Below are 15,039 nucleotides of genomic sequence, written 5' to 3'. Positions count from 1 at the left end.
CCAGCTAATTAATTTAGCTAAGCGTTTAAAAGGTTACTTAAGCATACTGTAAATAAGTGCAAACACAGCAAGCGACCCAACCGCTAATATAAACAATGTACTTAAGCGGTTACGGTATTTATGAAGTGCAGGTACTTTGTAAACGGCTATCATAGGCATAATAAACAAAATCATCGCAATGATAGGACCAGATAGCTGATCCATCATGTCTAAAATACTCGGGTTTTTAACCGCACAAAACCAAATAGCAAAAAACATAATTACTACACCAATTTTGTCAGCTACTTTTGCGTTTAAGCTGGTTTGCTTAGTAACCAAACCAGTAAAGCTTTCGCGAGCACCTAAAAAGTGACCTAAAAACGATGATGTAATAGCAATAAACGCAACAAGTGGCCCAAGGGTGGCAATAAACGAATTACTCGTGATGTTAGCAAGGTACGATAAAATTGATACGTTAGCGGCTTTAGCTGCCGCCATCTGCTCGCCTGTAAGCGACAGCACGCAAGAAAACACAAATAACAGTACAAAGGTAATAAGCAATAAGCTAGTACGCTTTAAAATAGCCTCAGCTTTGTTAGTCGCTTGATTGCCGTAATGACCACGCTGCACATTCACAAAGCTTGAAATAGCCGCTGCGTGGCTAAACGAAAATACAATAATAGGAATTGATAACCACAGCGTTTTAGTAAAGTTGCCCGCTTCAGGCAAGCTCATATCAGGCATTTGCCAGCTAGGTATTAAATAAAGCGATAAAAAGAATAATATGCCCACAAGCGGATAAACTAAAATAGCAAAGGCACGCAGCATTAAGCGCTCACCGCCCATCATTAAGCTAATCATACCTGCAACTAATACGCCCGAAAGTAGCACGCGAGAAGGTGATTCCATCCCCATTTGGTTAACCATAAAACTATCAACAGTATTGGTTAAGCCCACACCGTAAATAAGCAAAATTGGGAATATAGATAAAAAGTACAACAATGAAATTAATCGACCCGCAGTCACACCAAAGTGCTCTTCAACTACATCGGTAAAATCGGCATCTTTGTGTTTTGACGAAAGCACAAAACGCGATAACCCACGGTGGGCACAAAAGGTCATTGGGAATGCTAAACACGCCATAATAATTAATGGCCAAAAACCGCCAATACCAATATTAATAGGTAAAAATAAAATACCCGCACCAACGGCCGTGCCAAATAGACTTAGCGTCCATTGTGTATCGTGTTGGTTCCATTTTGAGGTAGAAGAGTGTGTGTTATTTATTGGTGCATTTGAAAGCGTTGCACCTTGAGGTGTTGTCATGTGTGTGCTCATCCATTATTTGTAATAATAATTGCGCCGAAGAATATAGTTTTTGACTAAATTTTTCATGTTTTGAGCTGGTTTTAGAATGAATTAGTTGTAGTGGTTTAGTGACTAACTGTCATGAATATGAAACAGCGATTTAAAAGTGAGCAATGTATAAAGTAATAATTATACAATATGTTGTTTATTTGAACGAAGTAACTGCTGTCAGGTTTTTTGTATGAAACAAAGTTTTTTATACGCTGCAGATATTACATAATTTATCGCGATAAGAGCTTTAGCTTATTAGAGCGTGTTGATCTTTGGTCGTTGAATTTTCAACAGCATGTTTGCATGTAAGCCAACAAGGTAACGCAGGAGCTGTTACCGAGCTGGCTATGTTATAAATCTCGCGCCGGGATTAAATTTCCCCTAGATAGAACAAACTTTAATCCTGAGAGGTCAACAAACCTCAACTAATAGCAAAAGATGATTTTTCATTTGAACTGCAAAGGTTACTTTTATTTACTTCTTTAGGTACTCGTTTTGAAGCCAGTTTTACGTAAAAAGCAGGCAATACAAAAAGAGTAAAAAGGGTTCCTATAAGCATTCCTGCTACTAATATAATGCCAATACTATTTCGGGCTTCAGCCCCTGCTCCAGATACCATTAATAATGGGAAGTGCCCAAGAACAGTGGCAGCAGTGGTCATTAAAATAGGCCTTAATCTGGTTGATGCAGATTCAATGACGGCTTCTATGCGGCTTTTACCTTGCTCTTGTAGGTGATTTGCAAATTCGACAATTAAGATACCGTTTTTTGCAATCAGACCAATGAGTGTGATTAAACCGATTTGAGAATAAATATTGATAGTCGTTAATTCAAAATACGATAGCATCAACGCGCCAGCCATTGCCAAAGGTACACTCCCAATTAACACAGCTAGAGGGTCACGAAAGCTATTAAATTGGATACTAAGCAGTAAGTAAACAATGACCAGTGAAATGAGCATAACGCCTAATAAACTATTACCTTGTTGTCTTATTTGTCTAGACTCTCCGGCATAATCAACAGTGTATGAAGGGGGGAGTAATTCTTTTGCGGCATTTTCTAATGCTGAAAGTGCCTCTTCTTTTGTGGAGTTAGGTAATACGGCTCCAAATATGCGAAAGGCATTTTGCTGTCCAAAGCTATTTAATTGTCTAGGAACTGTTGCCCATTTAACTTCAGCTATTGCAGATAATGGCACGCTGGTTCCATTAATTGATTTAATGTTTAAGCTTAGTAGTTTTCCAGGATCTGACTTTACATTTCGGTCAATAACAGGGATTACCTGATAAGCTTTTCCTTGCGCATCAAATCGATTAACGTAGTTATTTGATAAAAGAACACTCAGTTGCTGATTGACATAAGCGAGATCCATTCCTAAATCGGCAATTTTATCGCGCTTTAATTGTAATTGTATTTGGGGTAAATCGATTTTTAAATCAGTGTCTGCGTATAAAAAGTGCCCACTAGCAAATGCTTTACCTATAAGTTGCCCTGCATAGCTTTGCATTATTTCAAAACTATCACTGGACTTAACGACCATTTCTACATCGAATTGGCCCGCAGTAGGAAGTGGCGCTGGAAGAATGGGCAACGGGTTGACTCCAGGGGTTTTAGCCAAGCGTCCATAAACCTCAGGAAGAATTGATTTAGTAGTGTAATCTCGTTCGCTAGCACTTATAAATTCAATACCGCCAAAAGCACTATTGGTAAAAATGTTCTGCCACATTTGAGTTGTGCCGGGTATTTCTAATAAGCTATCAACCATGCCACGAATGTTATCTTCATTATAAGTTAACGATGACTCAGGGGGGGATTGTACAAGTACAAATATGCTGCTTTGATCCTCAATTGGCGCAAGCTCTTTTTGTGCACCTTGGTAAAATGGTATTATCATAAGGCTTAACGCAATTGCAGCGACAATCACTTGATTTCGCCACGACAATAAAAGAGTAAGTAACAACGCATATTTATTTCTTAGCTGATCAAATACCCAGTTTACTTTTTTTGTTAATTTAGTTTCTTGCCCTTCAGCAGGGATAACATACGCGCTCATTATTGGTGAAAGTGTGAGGGCAACAATGCCTGATATAAGCACTGATATTGCTAGGGTAAAAGCAAATTCTTTAAATAATACGCCGGTAAGTCCAGACAGAAAGCCAATCGGTAAATACACCATTGTTAGTGTGAGAGTCATTGATACAATTGGTACAAACAGCTCTTTGGAGCTTGTGAGCGCAGCGTCAATTTTAGATTTTCCTGCACGAATATGACGTGAAACATTTTCTACAACAACAATCGCATCATCAACCACCAAGCCAACAGAGAGAACAATAGCGAGCACGGTTAGTAAGTTTAACGAAAAACCGACGACATACATTGCGGCAATAGCACCTAATATTGAAATAGGAATAGTCACTAAAGGTACCGCTGAGCTTCTAAATGATCCCATCATAAAAAGAACAACAACGCCTACTAGAATAACCGTCTCAATAAGTGTTTTAAAAATCTCATTTAATGCATCGCGCATATATAAAGTACCATCATAGGCATAACCAATGCTGATACCATCCGGTAAAGTCTTATTAATTTTATCGGTTAATGCGTAAAGTGCGTCACCAACTTCAATTTCATTTGCACCTGGCTGCGGCCAAACTGAAATATAAACAGTATCATGCTGATTTAAGCGAGCACTTACCGTTGGCTGCTCAGAGCCAAGTTCAATATGGGCTACATCTCTCAGATATATAACATCATTATCTATACGTTTTACAATTAACTGCTTAAATTCATCGATACTTTTCAATTGTGTATTAGCGACCAGATCAATTTTTTGTTTATTAGTTTCTATATAACCTAGCGTAGCTATTGTATTATTTGCAGCCAACGCGGAGTAAATATCGTCAGCGCTAAGATCAAATGCTTCTAACTTTGCAGAATTTAAATGCACGCGCATCGCAGGCGTTCTACTGCCTTCAATTGCGACTCTTTGAACACCCTCAATATCTGTAATTATAGGAGTCACTTGCCTTGATAAAAAGTCGGTTAGTTGTGTAAGTGATTCGCCCTGATGCTCTATATTTAAATAAAATAGCGCATGAGGTCGATCGGTACGCTTAACGCTAACAATGGGATCCTCAGTATCATTCGGGAGCATATATTTAACTTGGCTAAGACGAGCAGTAAGCTGTGATAAAGCCCGAGTACTATCTTCGTTTAAATTTAAGTAAGCTGTTACAGTGCTGTTCCCTGCAATTGTGACTGATTCAACATAATCAACACCTGGAACCGTAGCGGAAATACGTTCTATTGGTTCTGTAATAAAACCTTTAACTGTTTCAGCTGATGCGCCTACGTAGTTAGTTGAAATAACTAAAGATGAACTTTCAATTTTTGGAAACTGTAGCACAGTCACCTTAAGCACTGACCAAATCCCAGCAATACAAATAATGGCGGATAAAACGATTGCAAGTGTTGGTTGTGTTATGAATCGATCCATAAAATGATTGTTTTTCATAATGATACCTTAGGAGATAACGTATCTTCCATAGCTACAGTACGCTCTGAATTAAGCAAGTATGCCCTTAAACCGTCACGCAATTTAAATGCTCCATGACTTGCGATTAATGCGCCTGAGGTTAAGCCATTGGTGATCATAACGAGATCCCCAATACGTTCGCCTAATTCAACTTGTGTACGCTTAGCGTATGTTTTTCCTTCCTCGTCTTTATTTAATAAATATACATAGTTCCCTAATTTGCCTTTAATAACTGCTAAATATGGGATCGCAACAACCTCTTTTTTGTTGCCAATAGGTACCTTAATTTTAACGAGTTGATTTGAATTTAGTTTAGTATTTCCTAATGTAATTTTTGCACGGTATTTCAGCTGTCTTGAGTGTTTTGACATTTCTGGTGCAACAGAAGCTACTTGTGCAATTATTTCTGTCTGTGTGTCATCAAGTAGCGTTAATACTACCGGCGTATTAATTGCTAGCTCTGTATAGGTTTGCGGGAGAGAAAAATCGACCCACATATATTTTTCAATACCAATGAGCTGAGTTAGATTTGTATTAGCAGGTAAAAACTGACCGACTTGCAAGTCATGTATACCAACGCGGGCTGTAAATGGTGCTGTAATCACTTTTTTAGCAATTTTAGCTGAGAGTAGATTTATTTCTGCTTGGTATTGAGCAAGTAAAGCCGTTGATTCATCTAATTGCTGAGCGCTCAATTTATTTGAATTATAAAGGCTTTTATATCTCTTTACGGTGGTGTTTTGTAGTTCAAAGCGTGATTTAGCTATTTGCAGTTGTGCTTTTTCCTCCTCGTGTTCTATTTCGAGTAACGTATCACCTGCATAAGTAATACCGCCAGATTGCAAATAGAGTTTTGTAACTTTACCTGCTGATTCATTAATTAACGATAATGTTTTAGGGGCTTTTACGATACCGCTAATATCTATATGTGACTGATGAGCAACTTTTTCTACATACATAGCTTCGACATTAGCCGATTGTTCATTGCCTATATTGCTGCGCGCATCAATGATGTTACTTTTAACTGCAAAGCTGCCCGCTATTAAAATTGCTAGTATGCCTGTCGTTGTAATCCATGGAATGAAATTCATAATTAGCTCCTTGTGTGCATCTAGTAGGTAATATGCTTGGGTGAAGTTTGTTTATGTAAAGTATCTTTATATAAAGATATATAATTAAAAAAATTTGTCAATAAACTTCACCCATTATTTTTACGCTACTTCTCTTTTATTACTAGATTGCTTTGCATGGGCAACAGCTAAATGCCCTGCAACACGCGCTGTATTGATCAAAACGGCACTGTTAGCTTTAGCTGAACGCCCTTTAGTTACTTCATCAATTGCTTTCATAATGTACTTAGTGACTTTATTTCCACTGATCCCTTGCGCTTGAGCCGAGCTAATTGCCGCGTTGATAGCATCATTAACATCATCACTATCAATGGCATCTTCGAGCTTAGTGGGTGTTGTAATTAATACACTGCGCTTATTATCAAGCAGCCATTGGGTTTCAATTATGTCGGCTAAAATAGATGCATCATCTATCCGTTGTGGTGCTTTATAGCCACTTGAGCGACAGTAAAATGCAGGGAAATCATCAAATTGATAAGATATAATAGGGACATTGTGGGTCTCTAAGTATTCAAGTGTTAAACCTAGATCGAGTATGTTTTTTGCACCAGCACATACAACGGCAACCCGTGAACGTGTAAATTGCATAAGATCTGAAGAAATATCCATCGTATTGTTTGCTCCTCTATGAACGCCACCAATGCCGGCAGATGCAAAAAAGCATATTCCTGCTAACTCAGCTGCAATAATAGATGAGGCAACGGTGGTTGCACCCAATTGCTTAGTCGCTAATACAACGGGTAAGTCACGCGTGCTGACTTTAGGTATATTTGCGGTTGTTGCAAATAACTCAATTTCACTTTCATCCATACCAATTAGTAATTTACCATTAGCGACTCCAATGGTTGCAGGGATTGCACCCGACTCACGAACTGCTGCTTCTACTTGTAACGCGGTGTGTTTATTTTCAGGGTAATCTAAGCCATGCGTTATAACATTAGACTCAAGCGCCACGACCGCAAGCCCTAACTCAAGAGCCCGTTTAATTTCAGGCTTAATAACAAGATTTATCTTTGTATTGTTCATTTTATTTCTCCTCTAATAATTTGGTTTTTTAATTAATTTATGTTTTTGCTGAATGATATGTTTGTTATAAACACGTTGTTGCCAATTTTTCGGTTGCTCTGCATGCAGTGCGATTGAAATAAAGTCGTTATTGCATTTAAACTCTTTACTTATCAGTGCCGAAATTTTTTTCACGAGCCTATTCTTGGTGGAACTGGATACGTGAGAATCAAAATAATGTATGTTGATATGCGGCATATTGCGTCCTTACGCTATTAATAATGAACGATGGCTCTCGTAAGAACCTTGAGATTGCACAATGCTATTAAACAGCTCATCAACACCTTGATGTTTTAATAATGCGTAATGATCTGCTTGTAAGTGTTGTGTTATCGCTTCTTTTTCGTTGTACTCAGGAATGTTTTCAATAAATGAATAATCATCTCCTTGTGCTTTAAATATCACTTTTGGTGCTTTTACTTGGCGTTCAAGCAACTCTGTGAATGTATATTTAAACTCATAAGTGCGCATTACTACTTCTATGATTTTACTGACAACATCTCGATTCAAAGTGCGATGATTCGTACATACAAAGTCAATAAACTGTTGTTTATTAGTCACTGTCGATAAACATTGTTCTAATACCGGGCCTTGTATTTTTTGAAAGAACACTGAAAATAAAATGGTGACAAATGCAGGAGAAGTAAAACAAGGTGTCTGCTCTTTTTGTGAATACTGAGGTAGATTAGGTGAGCCTGGTGCAATGAGATAAAGTGCTTCCACGGTCTCGCCACTTGCTTCAAGTTGATGCGCCACTTCAAATGCAACACGCGCCCCAAAAGAGTATCCCCATAACGTATAAGGACCCGTTGGTTGCTCATTTTTGATTAGCTTGATATCAGCTTCTGCCATTTCTTGTATTGTATCGTAAGGAACTTCATCACAATTAAGGCCATGCGCTTGCACCGCAATAAACGTCGCTTCATCGGCCACTTTTTCAGCTAAAGGTTTTAAGCTCATTGGATACCCACCTAAACCAGGCCAGCAGAAAATTCGCGATTTTTGTGTAGAGTTATTTAAATTAATCAACCGACTATGTGAGCTGTTATCGTTTTGCTTAATATAAAGAGCAAGTGCTTCAATAGTGGGGGCTTGAAAGATAGCTTGCATTGGGATACTAATGCTCAACTCTTTATTTAAAGTATTCATAAATGTAACGGCTGTTAAAGAGTTTCCACCACTTTCAAAAAAATTATCTTGGACTGATACTTTGTCCCATTTCATAACATGGAGCCAAATATCAGCTATTTTCTCTTCTAATTTATTTCGAGGCTCAATGTAGGCAGCCTTATTTTCAATATTATTAAGTTTCTCTGAATTTTTTAGAGCGAGATAATCGACTTTCCCATTCGCTGTTTGTGGGAATTCAGCAAAAGTTATAATTTTATTAGGTACCATATAGCTAGGTAGCGAATTTTGTAAATCATGATTCAATATTTCAAGGGGGCCACGCATATGTATAGCGTCTTCTTTCATACCTTCACTGCGCTTTTGCTCTTCTGAAATTTTTCCACCAATGCAAAAATAAAATGGTTTCATTGTACAGTTCGCATCAGATAAAATTTCTTCAATACGATTGGCTGAAGGTAAATTATTACCAGATTTTGAGCTATAACCAGAAGACATTAAACCTATGTTTAAGTCGTTCATTTGTAACTGCTGTAACTTACGACCTAAATCAATATAGTGTCGCCAAGCCGTTGTAGAATGATTAAGTAAAGAAATACCAAAAGAAGCTCTATCATAGACTTGCTGATTAATGGCAATCACTTTTTTCTTTTCAATTAGCTGATCAGAAAGGGGTGTCAGCTGATTATCTTGAACGGTGTATTGTCCTGAATTTAAACCATCTACATTTTGAATTTGCACTAAGGTCTCAACATTTGAAAGCGAGTCAGTTTCGCTATGTTGGCTAATATCAAAACTTCCTAAGTAGGCGTCATCTTCGTGAACAGCTAAGTAATCTTGGTATTCATTGTCAAAACTAGCAGCGCCAATTGAAAGGCCAAACTGAGGTAAAATATGATCAAATAAGCCAAGCATATGGCCTGTTTCCATTTCTAAAACTTCTAATATATTATTTTGATATACAGGTTCTATAGCTGATTGTTTACCTAAAAAATGGCAAGTTAATTTAACCGTGCTTGCAGGCGCTAATGAGCGTACAAGATGCAGGGTATGTAGTTCAGGGTGATAATAATAAATACCCGATTTTAAATTAAATAAATTATGTATTTCTAAAAATAACTGCGTAGCATACAGGGCGCCTGGAGATGCATAGCCATACTTGGGCAGTAAGCGTTGCTTGCTTTTAAACTGGCCAAAATATCTCATGATTTGACCAAATTCATCATATTCTAATGCGCTGACAGGGCGTGTAGGGATCTCTGATTTTTGTTTTTTGAGTAAGTTAAGTATTTCTTGCTCACACACATTTCCACCATCAAAGTAACGATAAGTTTTACGAGCAAAAACAGTTTCAGTTTGCTCTTTTGATGCGTTTTTATTTGGTAAATTAAATACGGGTAAGTTTAACAGCGCTTGTGGTTGTCTAAATCCAGCATTAGAGAGTTGTGCTTTAACTTGTAATTTACTTTTTTTAGATTGATGGTGTTCACTCTGCTTGCCTTGATCCATTAAAGCGGCTTCACGATGATTTAATTCAATGCATGCAATAAGATTTTGAAAACCGGTACGCTGATCATTTTTTACAACCATTGCGGCATTTTTTATCCAATCATGCTTTTCAATGGCAAGTCTAATTTCATCAAGCTCTACACGGTAACCACGTAATTTAATTTGATTATCGGCGCGACCTAAAAAGTGTGTGTTACCTTCTTTATCACGTTTTACAATATCACCACTGCGATAGAGCGTATTATGCATAGGCTCGCTATTGTGAGGATTAGATATAAATCTTTCGAGCGTTGTATCGTTACGGTTTAAATAACCTCTAGCAACCTGCACACCACTAATATAAAGCTCACCAGATTCACCCTCATCAACTAAGTTTAACTGTTCATCAAGTATATAGTAGTGAGTATTGGCTACAGGCTTACCAATAGTAATTGCATCAAACGCTTGCTCTAAAGTATGAGGCGTTACTTTATGGCTGGATGAATTTATTGTGCATTCTGTTGGCCCATATAAATTGATTAGATCTTTTTCAGGCAGTGTTTCAAAAAATTGTAAGGCGAGCTGTTTAGTAAGCGTTTCACCCCCACTGAACACGTGAGACAATGAGTTGCACAATTGAATACAAGGCGAATCAAGCAAGGCTTGTAAAAGGGTAGGAACACATTGCAAAACGGTCACTTGTTTTTCAATGATTAAATCAATAAGTGCAAGCGGATCGCGATACATTCCTACTTCACTTGTAACAACACAAATACCGATTGCATTAGCTAAAATCTCCCATTGGGCTGCATCAAAGCTAAAAGGCGTTTTTTGTACAATACGAGTTGATTGGCTAAAGCTATGCTCTTCTTTTAGCCACAGAAGCTGATTAACAATACTGCTATGTTCAATGATGACGCCTTTTGGATCACCTGTGCTTCCAGAGGTGTAAATCATATAAGCAAGGCTATCTTGTGATAGTGGCGCATAATATGACGTATTATCATCAACATCATCTATTGAAATCACAGTAATGTCGCTGCTAACCAATGCAGTAATTTGCTCTTTTAAATGTGCTTGGGTTAAAACTAAGCGCGCTTTAGAGTCTTTTAGCATATAGCTAATACGTTTTTCAGGGTATTCAGGAGACAGTGGAAGGTATCCGCATCCTGCATAAATAGCTCCCCACACACCAAAAATTAAGTCAGGCGATGGATCGACAAACAAACCAACATATTCACCTTGCTTAGCACCATGCTGATGGAGTAAAGAGGCAATGTTAGCTGATTTTTTATCCAGCATTTTATAGCTCCAATCTCCTTGGTTACTAATTACTGCAGTTTCATCAGGTGTTTCAATAATTTGCTTTTGAATTAAATCAAACAATGTTCGAGTATCACTTTCTCCCAAAAAAGATATCTGATCTTGCTCAAGGTTTTCGGTTCGATTTAGTTGGTTATGTAGTTTCATTTCTATGCCTATTCCTTTATTTAAAATTTTATAGATGACTAATTTTTGAATTGCCTTGTTAAAAATGAGTACCACACATAACTCTCATGTAACAAAGTTAGGTAAAAGATAATACATACAATCTTAATGTCAAGTATCTTTATGTGAAGATGCTTGTTGTGATGAGTCTTGTTGTAGAGGTTGTTGTGAGTTATATTGGTTTATCAATTTAAATTAGAGTAGTAGATATGATGAAAAATGATCTTGTTGACGTCGTTATAGCCCAGTGGAATAAAGAAAGACCTGATTTAGACCCTTCACCTATGGGAGTTATGGGCCGACTCGTTCGTACCGATGCAATGTTTTGCAAAGAATTACAAACTGTATTTGGCCGTTTTGGCCTCAATGGTGGCGAATTTGATGTATTAGCGACAATTAGGCGTTCAGGAAAACCGTTTACATTGAGTCCAAACCAACTATTGCAGACATTAATGCTAACCTCAGGCTCAATGACAAACCGTATCGATAAACTAGAAGCTAAAGACTTGGTTGCACGCAGCTCTGATCCTAATGACCGTCGAGGCGTTATGGTGTCTTTAACAGAGAAAGGTTTCCAATTGATTGATCAGGTTGTAGAGGAGCATATCGCAAAAGGGCAGTCTTTATTGTCACCTTTAGATAAGTCGGAGCAGCAGCAACTCGCAGTATTACTTAAAAAATTACTTTTAGGCCTTTCTAGCTCTACTTATAAATAAGGCCAGTTGGCCTTTCAGGAGCAAAATTTGTTCTATCTAGGGCATGTTGATCTTTGTGGATTAAAATTTGTTCAATCGAGGAGCGATTTAATCGTGGCGCGAGGTTTGTAACTTGGTAGGTTTGGTAACGCTCCTGCATCACCTTACTAACTTATCTTTATGTAAGAATAAGTAAATTAGCGCAAAGCTTCCGCGCCCTACTCACGGCTTTTATTTACATCCATGTAGCAGCAAAGAGTAAATCGCCCCTAGGACGAACCTAAGGGCTACGGATATTTTGAACTTACGCAGCATTATCAACTATTTACGTTGAATAATAATCACACGACATAAACTCTGCCTCGCCTAACTACCAAACCTACAGCTGCAAAATTAATCACGAAAGCTCAACACGCTCTAATATAGATTCACTTTGTTTCTCAGATAGCGATGCACTTTTATCTACCATTGTAGGATAATCGGTATAACCGGTTTCGTCGCCACCATAAAACGTATCGGGATCTACATTATTAAAAGAAGCATTTAACTTAGTACGTTCTACCAAATCAGGGTTTGCTAAAAAGAGTGCCCCTAATGCCACACCATCGCATAAATTTTCATTTAACACATCTGATGCAATAGCAGGGGTTACAGGGCCATCCTGCCAAGATTTGTGAGGGTTTAATATAAGCTTACCTAACCATTGGTTACGGATCTGCTGGGTGTGCTCACGGTTAGCCGCTTCCATAATATGCAAATACGCCAGATCAGTTGGCAACTGACTAATAAGAGTTTGGTAGAGCACTTCACTGTCTTGTTCAATAATGTCATTGTAAGTATTGTCGGGAGAAATACGAATACCGACTCTTTTAGCACCAATAGCTTGTGTAACAGCCGCCACTACTTTTAGCGTAAATCTTAAACGGTTTTTGACGCTACCACCAAATAGATCGGCTCTATTATTTGTATTACTTGCCATAAATTGGTGAAGTAAAAAACCATTTCCCGCGTGTATTTCTACCCCATCAAAACCGGCCTGAATCGCTAATTCAGCTGATTTTGCGAAGTCTTCAATGGTTGCTGTAATTTCATCTAACGTCATTTCTTTTGGTGTAGGGTAGCTCTTTGGCCCTGTTGGTGTAAAAGCGTCTCCGGCAGCTTTAATTGCTGAAGGCGCTATTGATTGATGAGCACTGGGGTATAATTCAGGATGCCCAATACGACCAGAATGCATCAATTGAGCTACAATTTTGCCTCCCCTTTTATGTACTGCTTCAGTAATGGGCTGCCAGCTTTTCACATGTTGTAAATTATGTAGCCCTGGGGAATTCATAAAACCTTGACCAACTTGGTTAGGTTGAATACCTTCAGAAATAATTAACCCAGCTGTTGCTCTTTGAGCATAATAGGTTGCCATAAGAGGCGTTGCTAATCCTTCAGCTGTTGCCCTGTTTCTACTCATTGGTGCCATTACAAAGCGATTGCTTGCGTTGATTTTCCCAAAACGAGCTTCTGTAAATAAGTTGTCCATGTTTACTTCCTTTAACTAGTTTTTTTGTTTAATGGTGGTTCCAGATTAAAATTGGAACTTGATTTTTTAAACAGCTGTACTTGAGATATAACAATGGCTAATACAATAATGACTGCGCCTAATGTTTGACTCATCGTTAGCCTTTGCGAAAGAATAAAATAACCCAATAATGTTGCTGAGATTGGGCTTGCAAACGATATAAAAGACACCGTAACAACTGGCAGTTTTTCAATAGCTTTAAACCAAACTATATAAGCGAACAAGGCGCCAATGATACTTAAGTAGGAATAACCAATTATATTGTCCACTGTTAGGTTACTAGGTAAGCCTTCTTGTACTAATCCAATCGGGAGTAAAAATAATCCACCTACAACGAGTTGCCAGCCTGTAAAAGTATATAAATTAACGTCAGCAGGCTTGCCCCATTTTTTTGTTAATACTATTCCCGTGGCCATTGAAGCGGCACCAATTAAACCTGCCATAACACCTTGAACAGGTAAATTCATATTTGGTTCTAAGACCAACATCGCGACTCCAACAGCCGCAATTGCACAAGCAATAAATTGCCTTAAATTAAGGGTATCTTTAAAGAGTAGCGCACCAAGTATCATGACTATGATAGGTTGGCACGACATAACAAGTGCAGCTACACCACCGGGTAATAGATAGGCTGCTACAAATAAACAGTAAAAAAAGCCACCAATATTAAGTATGCCAAGCACGATAGAACGCACCCACCAGATGCCTTTAGGTAGCTTTCGACCAATCAGTACCAATAAAATACCAGCAGGTAAAGCACGAAGTGTTGACGCCATTAAAGGCATATCTGGCGGTAATAGCTCGGTCGTTACTATGTATGAACTGCCCCAAATTGTTGGGGCAATCATAGCAACTAACATCCAAAGTATTAGTTGTTTATTTGTCATACGGCCCCCACATCGGTCGTACCGAAGTAGCGATCTCCGAAGTCGCCAATTCCAGGTATCATAAATGCGTTTCCATTTAGATACTCTTCAATTGAAGACGTAACTATTTGAATTTTCTTAAATTGCTGAGTAACTTTTTGAATCCCCTCAGGGGAGCACAAAAGATTAACAAAAATGATATTTTCTTCTAAAACACCAGCATCTATAAGCACCTGAATAGCACAAATTGCAGAGCCGCCTGTCGCCAACATAGGTTCGAATATCAGCACGCGACATTTAGCGATATGATCCGGAAGTTTTGAATAATAAAGAGTTGGCAATTTTGTGACGACATCGCGTTGTATTAAAATTTTTCCAATGGGAATTTTTAAGTCAATATGACGCAGCTCATTTTCCATACTTTCACCAGCACGAACCACAGAAACGGCACATATTGGATCTGCAAACTGCTTGCCTTTGTATGTTTCTCCCACGGGAGTAGTTACATCGAGATCTTTAAATGGTACTAATTCTAAGCTTTTTTCAATCAGCAGACGAAACACTTGATCAGCATAAAAAATGAATTGGCTTTTACTAGCTACCTTGTCACGCATTTTTGCATGCAGGTATTTTAGTCTATTTGTTTGCGGTAACTCGATCACACTACTTGAGAGTATTTGTGAGTCTTCTTTATATATTTGAATAACTTGATTTGCATTCATAACGCTCTCCCTAT

General features: G+C 38.1%; 10 protein-coding genes. 1 reads left to right on the top strand and 9 read right to left on the bottom strand.

The features are described 5' to 3' along the window. Positions 1-33: 33 nt before the first annotated feature. The 6 genes from J8L73_RS14505 to J8L73_RS14480 all read right to left on the bottom strand — a co-directional run bounded on the left by J8L73_RS14505 (position 34) and on the right by J8L73_RS14480 (position 11,154). On the bottom strand, positions 34-1,305 hold the full coding sequence (locus tag J8L73_RS14505) for an aromatic amino acid transport family protein (protein ID WP_211018094.1): 1,272 nt from the start codon (positions 1,303-1,305) through the stop codon (positions 34-36). Between the two features lie 454 nt (positions 1,306-1,759). After that, a complete protein-coding gene (locus J8L73_RS14500; RefSeq protein ID WP_211000929.1) occupies positions 1,760-4,852 on the bottom strand; it encodes an efflux RND transporter permease subunit in 3,093 nt (1,030 codons plus the stop codon). Continuing rightward, positions 4,849-5,964 (bottom strand): efflux RND transporter periplasmic adaptor subunit, encoded by a 1,116-nt coding sequence (locus J8L73_RS14495; RefSeq protein WP_007376271.1) that lies wholly within the window; start codon positions 5,962-5,964, stop codon positions 4,849-4,851. The genes J8L73_RS14500 and J8L73_RS14495 overlap by 4 nt, the downstream gene beginning before the upstream one ends. Positions 5,965-6,084: 120 nt before the next feature. After that, complete coding sequence (locus J8L73_RS14490; protein ID WP_007376272.1) at positions 6,085-7,029, bottom strand: pseudouridine-5'-phosphate glycosidase; 945 nt, start codon at positions 7,027-7,029, stop codon at positions 6,085-6,087. 12 nt (positions 7,030-7,041) lie between these two features. After that, positions 7,042-7,266, bottom strand: a complete 225-nt coding sequence (locus J8L73_RS14485; protein ID WP_247655302.1) for a tautomerase family protein — start codon at positions 7,264-7,266, stop codon at positions 7,042-7,044. A gap of 9 nt (positions 7,267-7,275) precedes the next feature. Next, positions 7,276-11,154 carry an amino acid adenylation domain-containing protein gene (locus J8L73_RS14480; RefSeq protein ID WP_211000928.1) on the bottom strand — a complete coding sequence of 1,293 codons (3,879 nt, stop codon included), beginning with the start codon at positions 11,152-11,154 and terminating at the stop codon, positions 7,276-7,278. A 227-nt stretch (positions 11,155-11,381) separates the two neighbouring features. Between J8L73_RS14480 and J8L73_RS14475 the strand changes: the two genes are divergently transcribed. Continuing rightward, on the top strand, positions 11,382-11,888 hold the full coding sequence (locus J8L73_RS14475; RefSeq protein WP_188085234.1) for a MarR family transcriptional regulator: 507 nt from the start codon (positions 11,382-11,384) through the stop codon (positions 11,886-11,888). A gap of 376 nt (positions 11,889-12,264) precedes the next feature. Here J8L73_RS14475 and J8L73_RS14470 read toward each other — a convergent pair whose 3' ends face one another. Genes J8L73_RS14470 through upp form a run of 3 tightly spaced genes read right to left on the bottom strand, consistent with a single transcriptional unit; the run spans position 12,265 to position 15,025 of the window. Then, on the bottom strand, positions 12,265-13,398 hold the full coding sequence (locus tag J8L73_RS14470) for an alkene reductase (RefSeq protein ID WP_149613627.1): 1,134 nt from the start codon (positions 13,396-13,398) through the stop codon (positions 12,265-12,267). 11 nt (positions 13,399-13,409) lie between these two features. Further along, on the bottom strand, positions 13,410-14,324 hold the full coding sequence (locus J8L73_RS14465) for an EamA family transporter (protein ID WP_211018092.1): 915 nt from the start codon (positions 14,322-14,324) through the stop codon (positions 13,410-13,412). Continuing rightward, positions 14,321-15,025, bottom strand: a complete 705-nt coding sequence (upp, locus tag J8L73_RS14460) for a uracil phosphoribosyltransferase (protein ID WP_232224803.1) — start codon at positions 15,023-15,025, stop codon at positions 14,321-14,323. The genes J8L73_RS14465 and upp overlap by 4 nt, the downstream gene beginning before the upstream one ends. Between the last annotated feature and the right edge of the window lie 14 nt (positions 15,026-15,039).

It is taken from the genome of Pseudoalteromonas sp. MMG006 (genome assembly GCF_018101025.1).
Lineage (GTDB): Bacteria > Pseudomonadota > Gammaproteobacteria > Enterobacterales > Alteromonadaceae > Pseudoalteromonas.
The sequence above is the reverse complement of the archived record's forward strand: the minus strand, read 5'-3'. Positions and strand labels throughout refer to the sequence as shown.

What these genes read in the sequence shown, in the direction of transcription:
- J8L73_RS14500 (WP_211000929.1), bottom strand. Translation starts at nt 4,852, where the DNA reads ATGAAAAACAATCATTTTATGGATCGATTCATAACACAACCAACACTT.
- J8L73_RS14470 (WP_149613627.1), bottom strand. Translation starts at nt 13,398, where the DNA reads ATGGACAACTTATTTACAGAAGCTCGTTTTGGGAAAATCAACGCAAGC.
- J8L73_RS14480 (WP_211000928.1), bottom strand. Translation starts at nt 11,154, where the DNA reads ATGAAACTACATAACCAACTAAATCGAACCGAAAACCTTGAGCAAGAT.
- J8L73_RS14495 (WP_007376271.1), bottom strand. Translation starts at nt 5,964, where the DNA reads ATGAATTTCATTCCATGGATTACAACGACAGGCATACTAGCAATTTTA.
- J8L73_RS14490 (WP_007376272.1), bottom strand. Translation starts at nt 7,029, where the DNA reads ATGAACAATACAAAGATAAATCTTGTTATTAAGCCTGAAATTAAACGG.
- J8L73_RS14505 (WP_211018094.1), bottom strand. Translation starts at nt 1,305, where the DNA reads ATGACAACACCTCAAGGTGCAACGCTTTCAAATGCACCAATAAATAAC.
- J8L73_RS14465 (WP_211018092.1), bottom strand. Translation starts at nt 14,324, where the DNA reads ATGACAAATAAACAACTAATACTTTGGATGTTAGTTGCTATGATTGCC.
- J8L73_RS14485 (WP_247655302.1), bottom strand. Translation starts at nt 7,266, where the DNA reads ATGCCGCATATCAACATACATTATTTTGATTCTCACGTATCCAGTTCC.
- J8L73_RS14475 (WP_188085234.1), top strand. Translation starts at nt 11,382, where the DNA reads ATGATGAAAAATGATCTTGTTGACGTCGTTATAGCCCAGTGGAATAAA.
- upp (WP_232224803.1), bottom strand. Translation starts at nt 15,025, where the DNA reads ATGAATGCAAATCAAGTTATTCAAATATATAAAGAAGACTCACAAATA.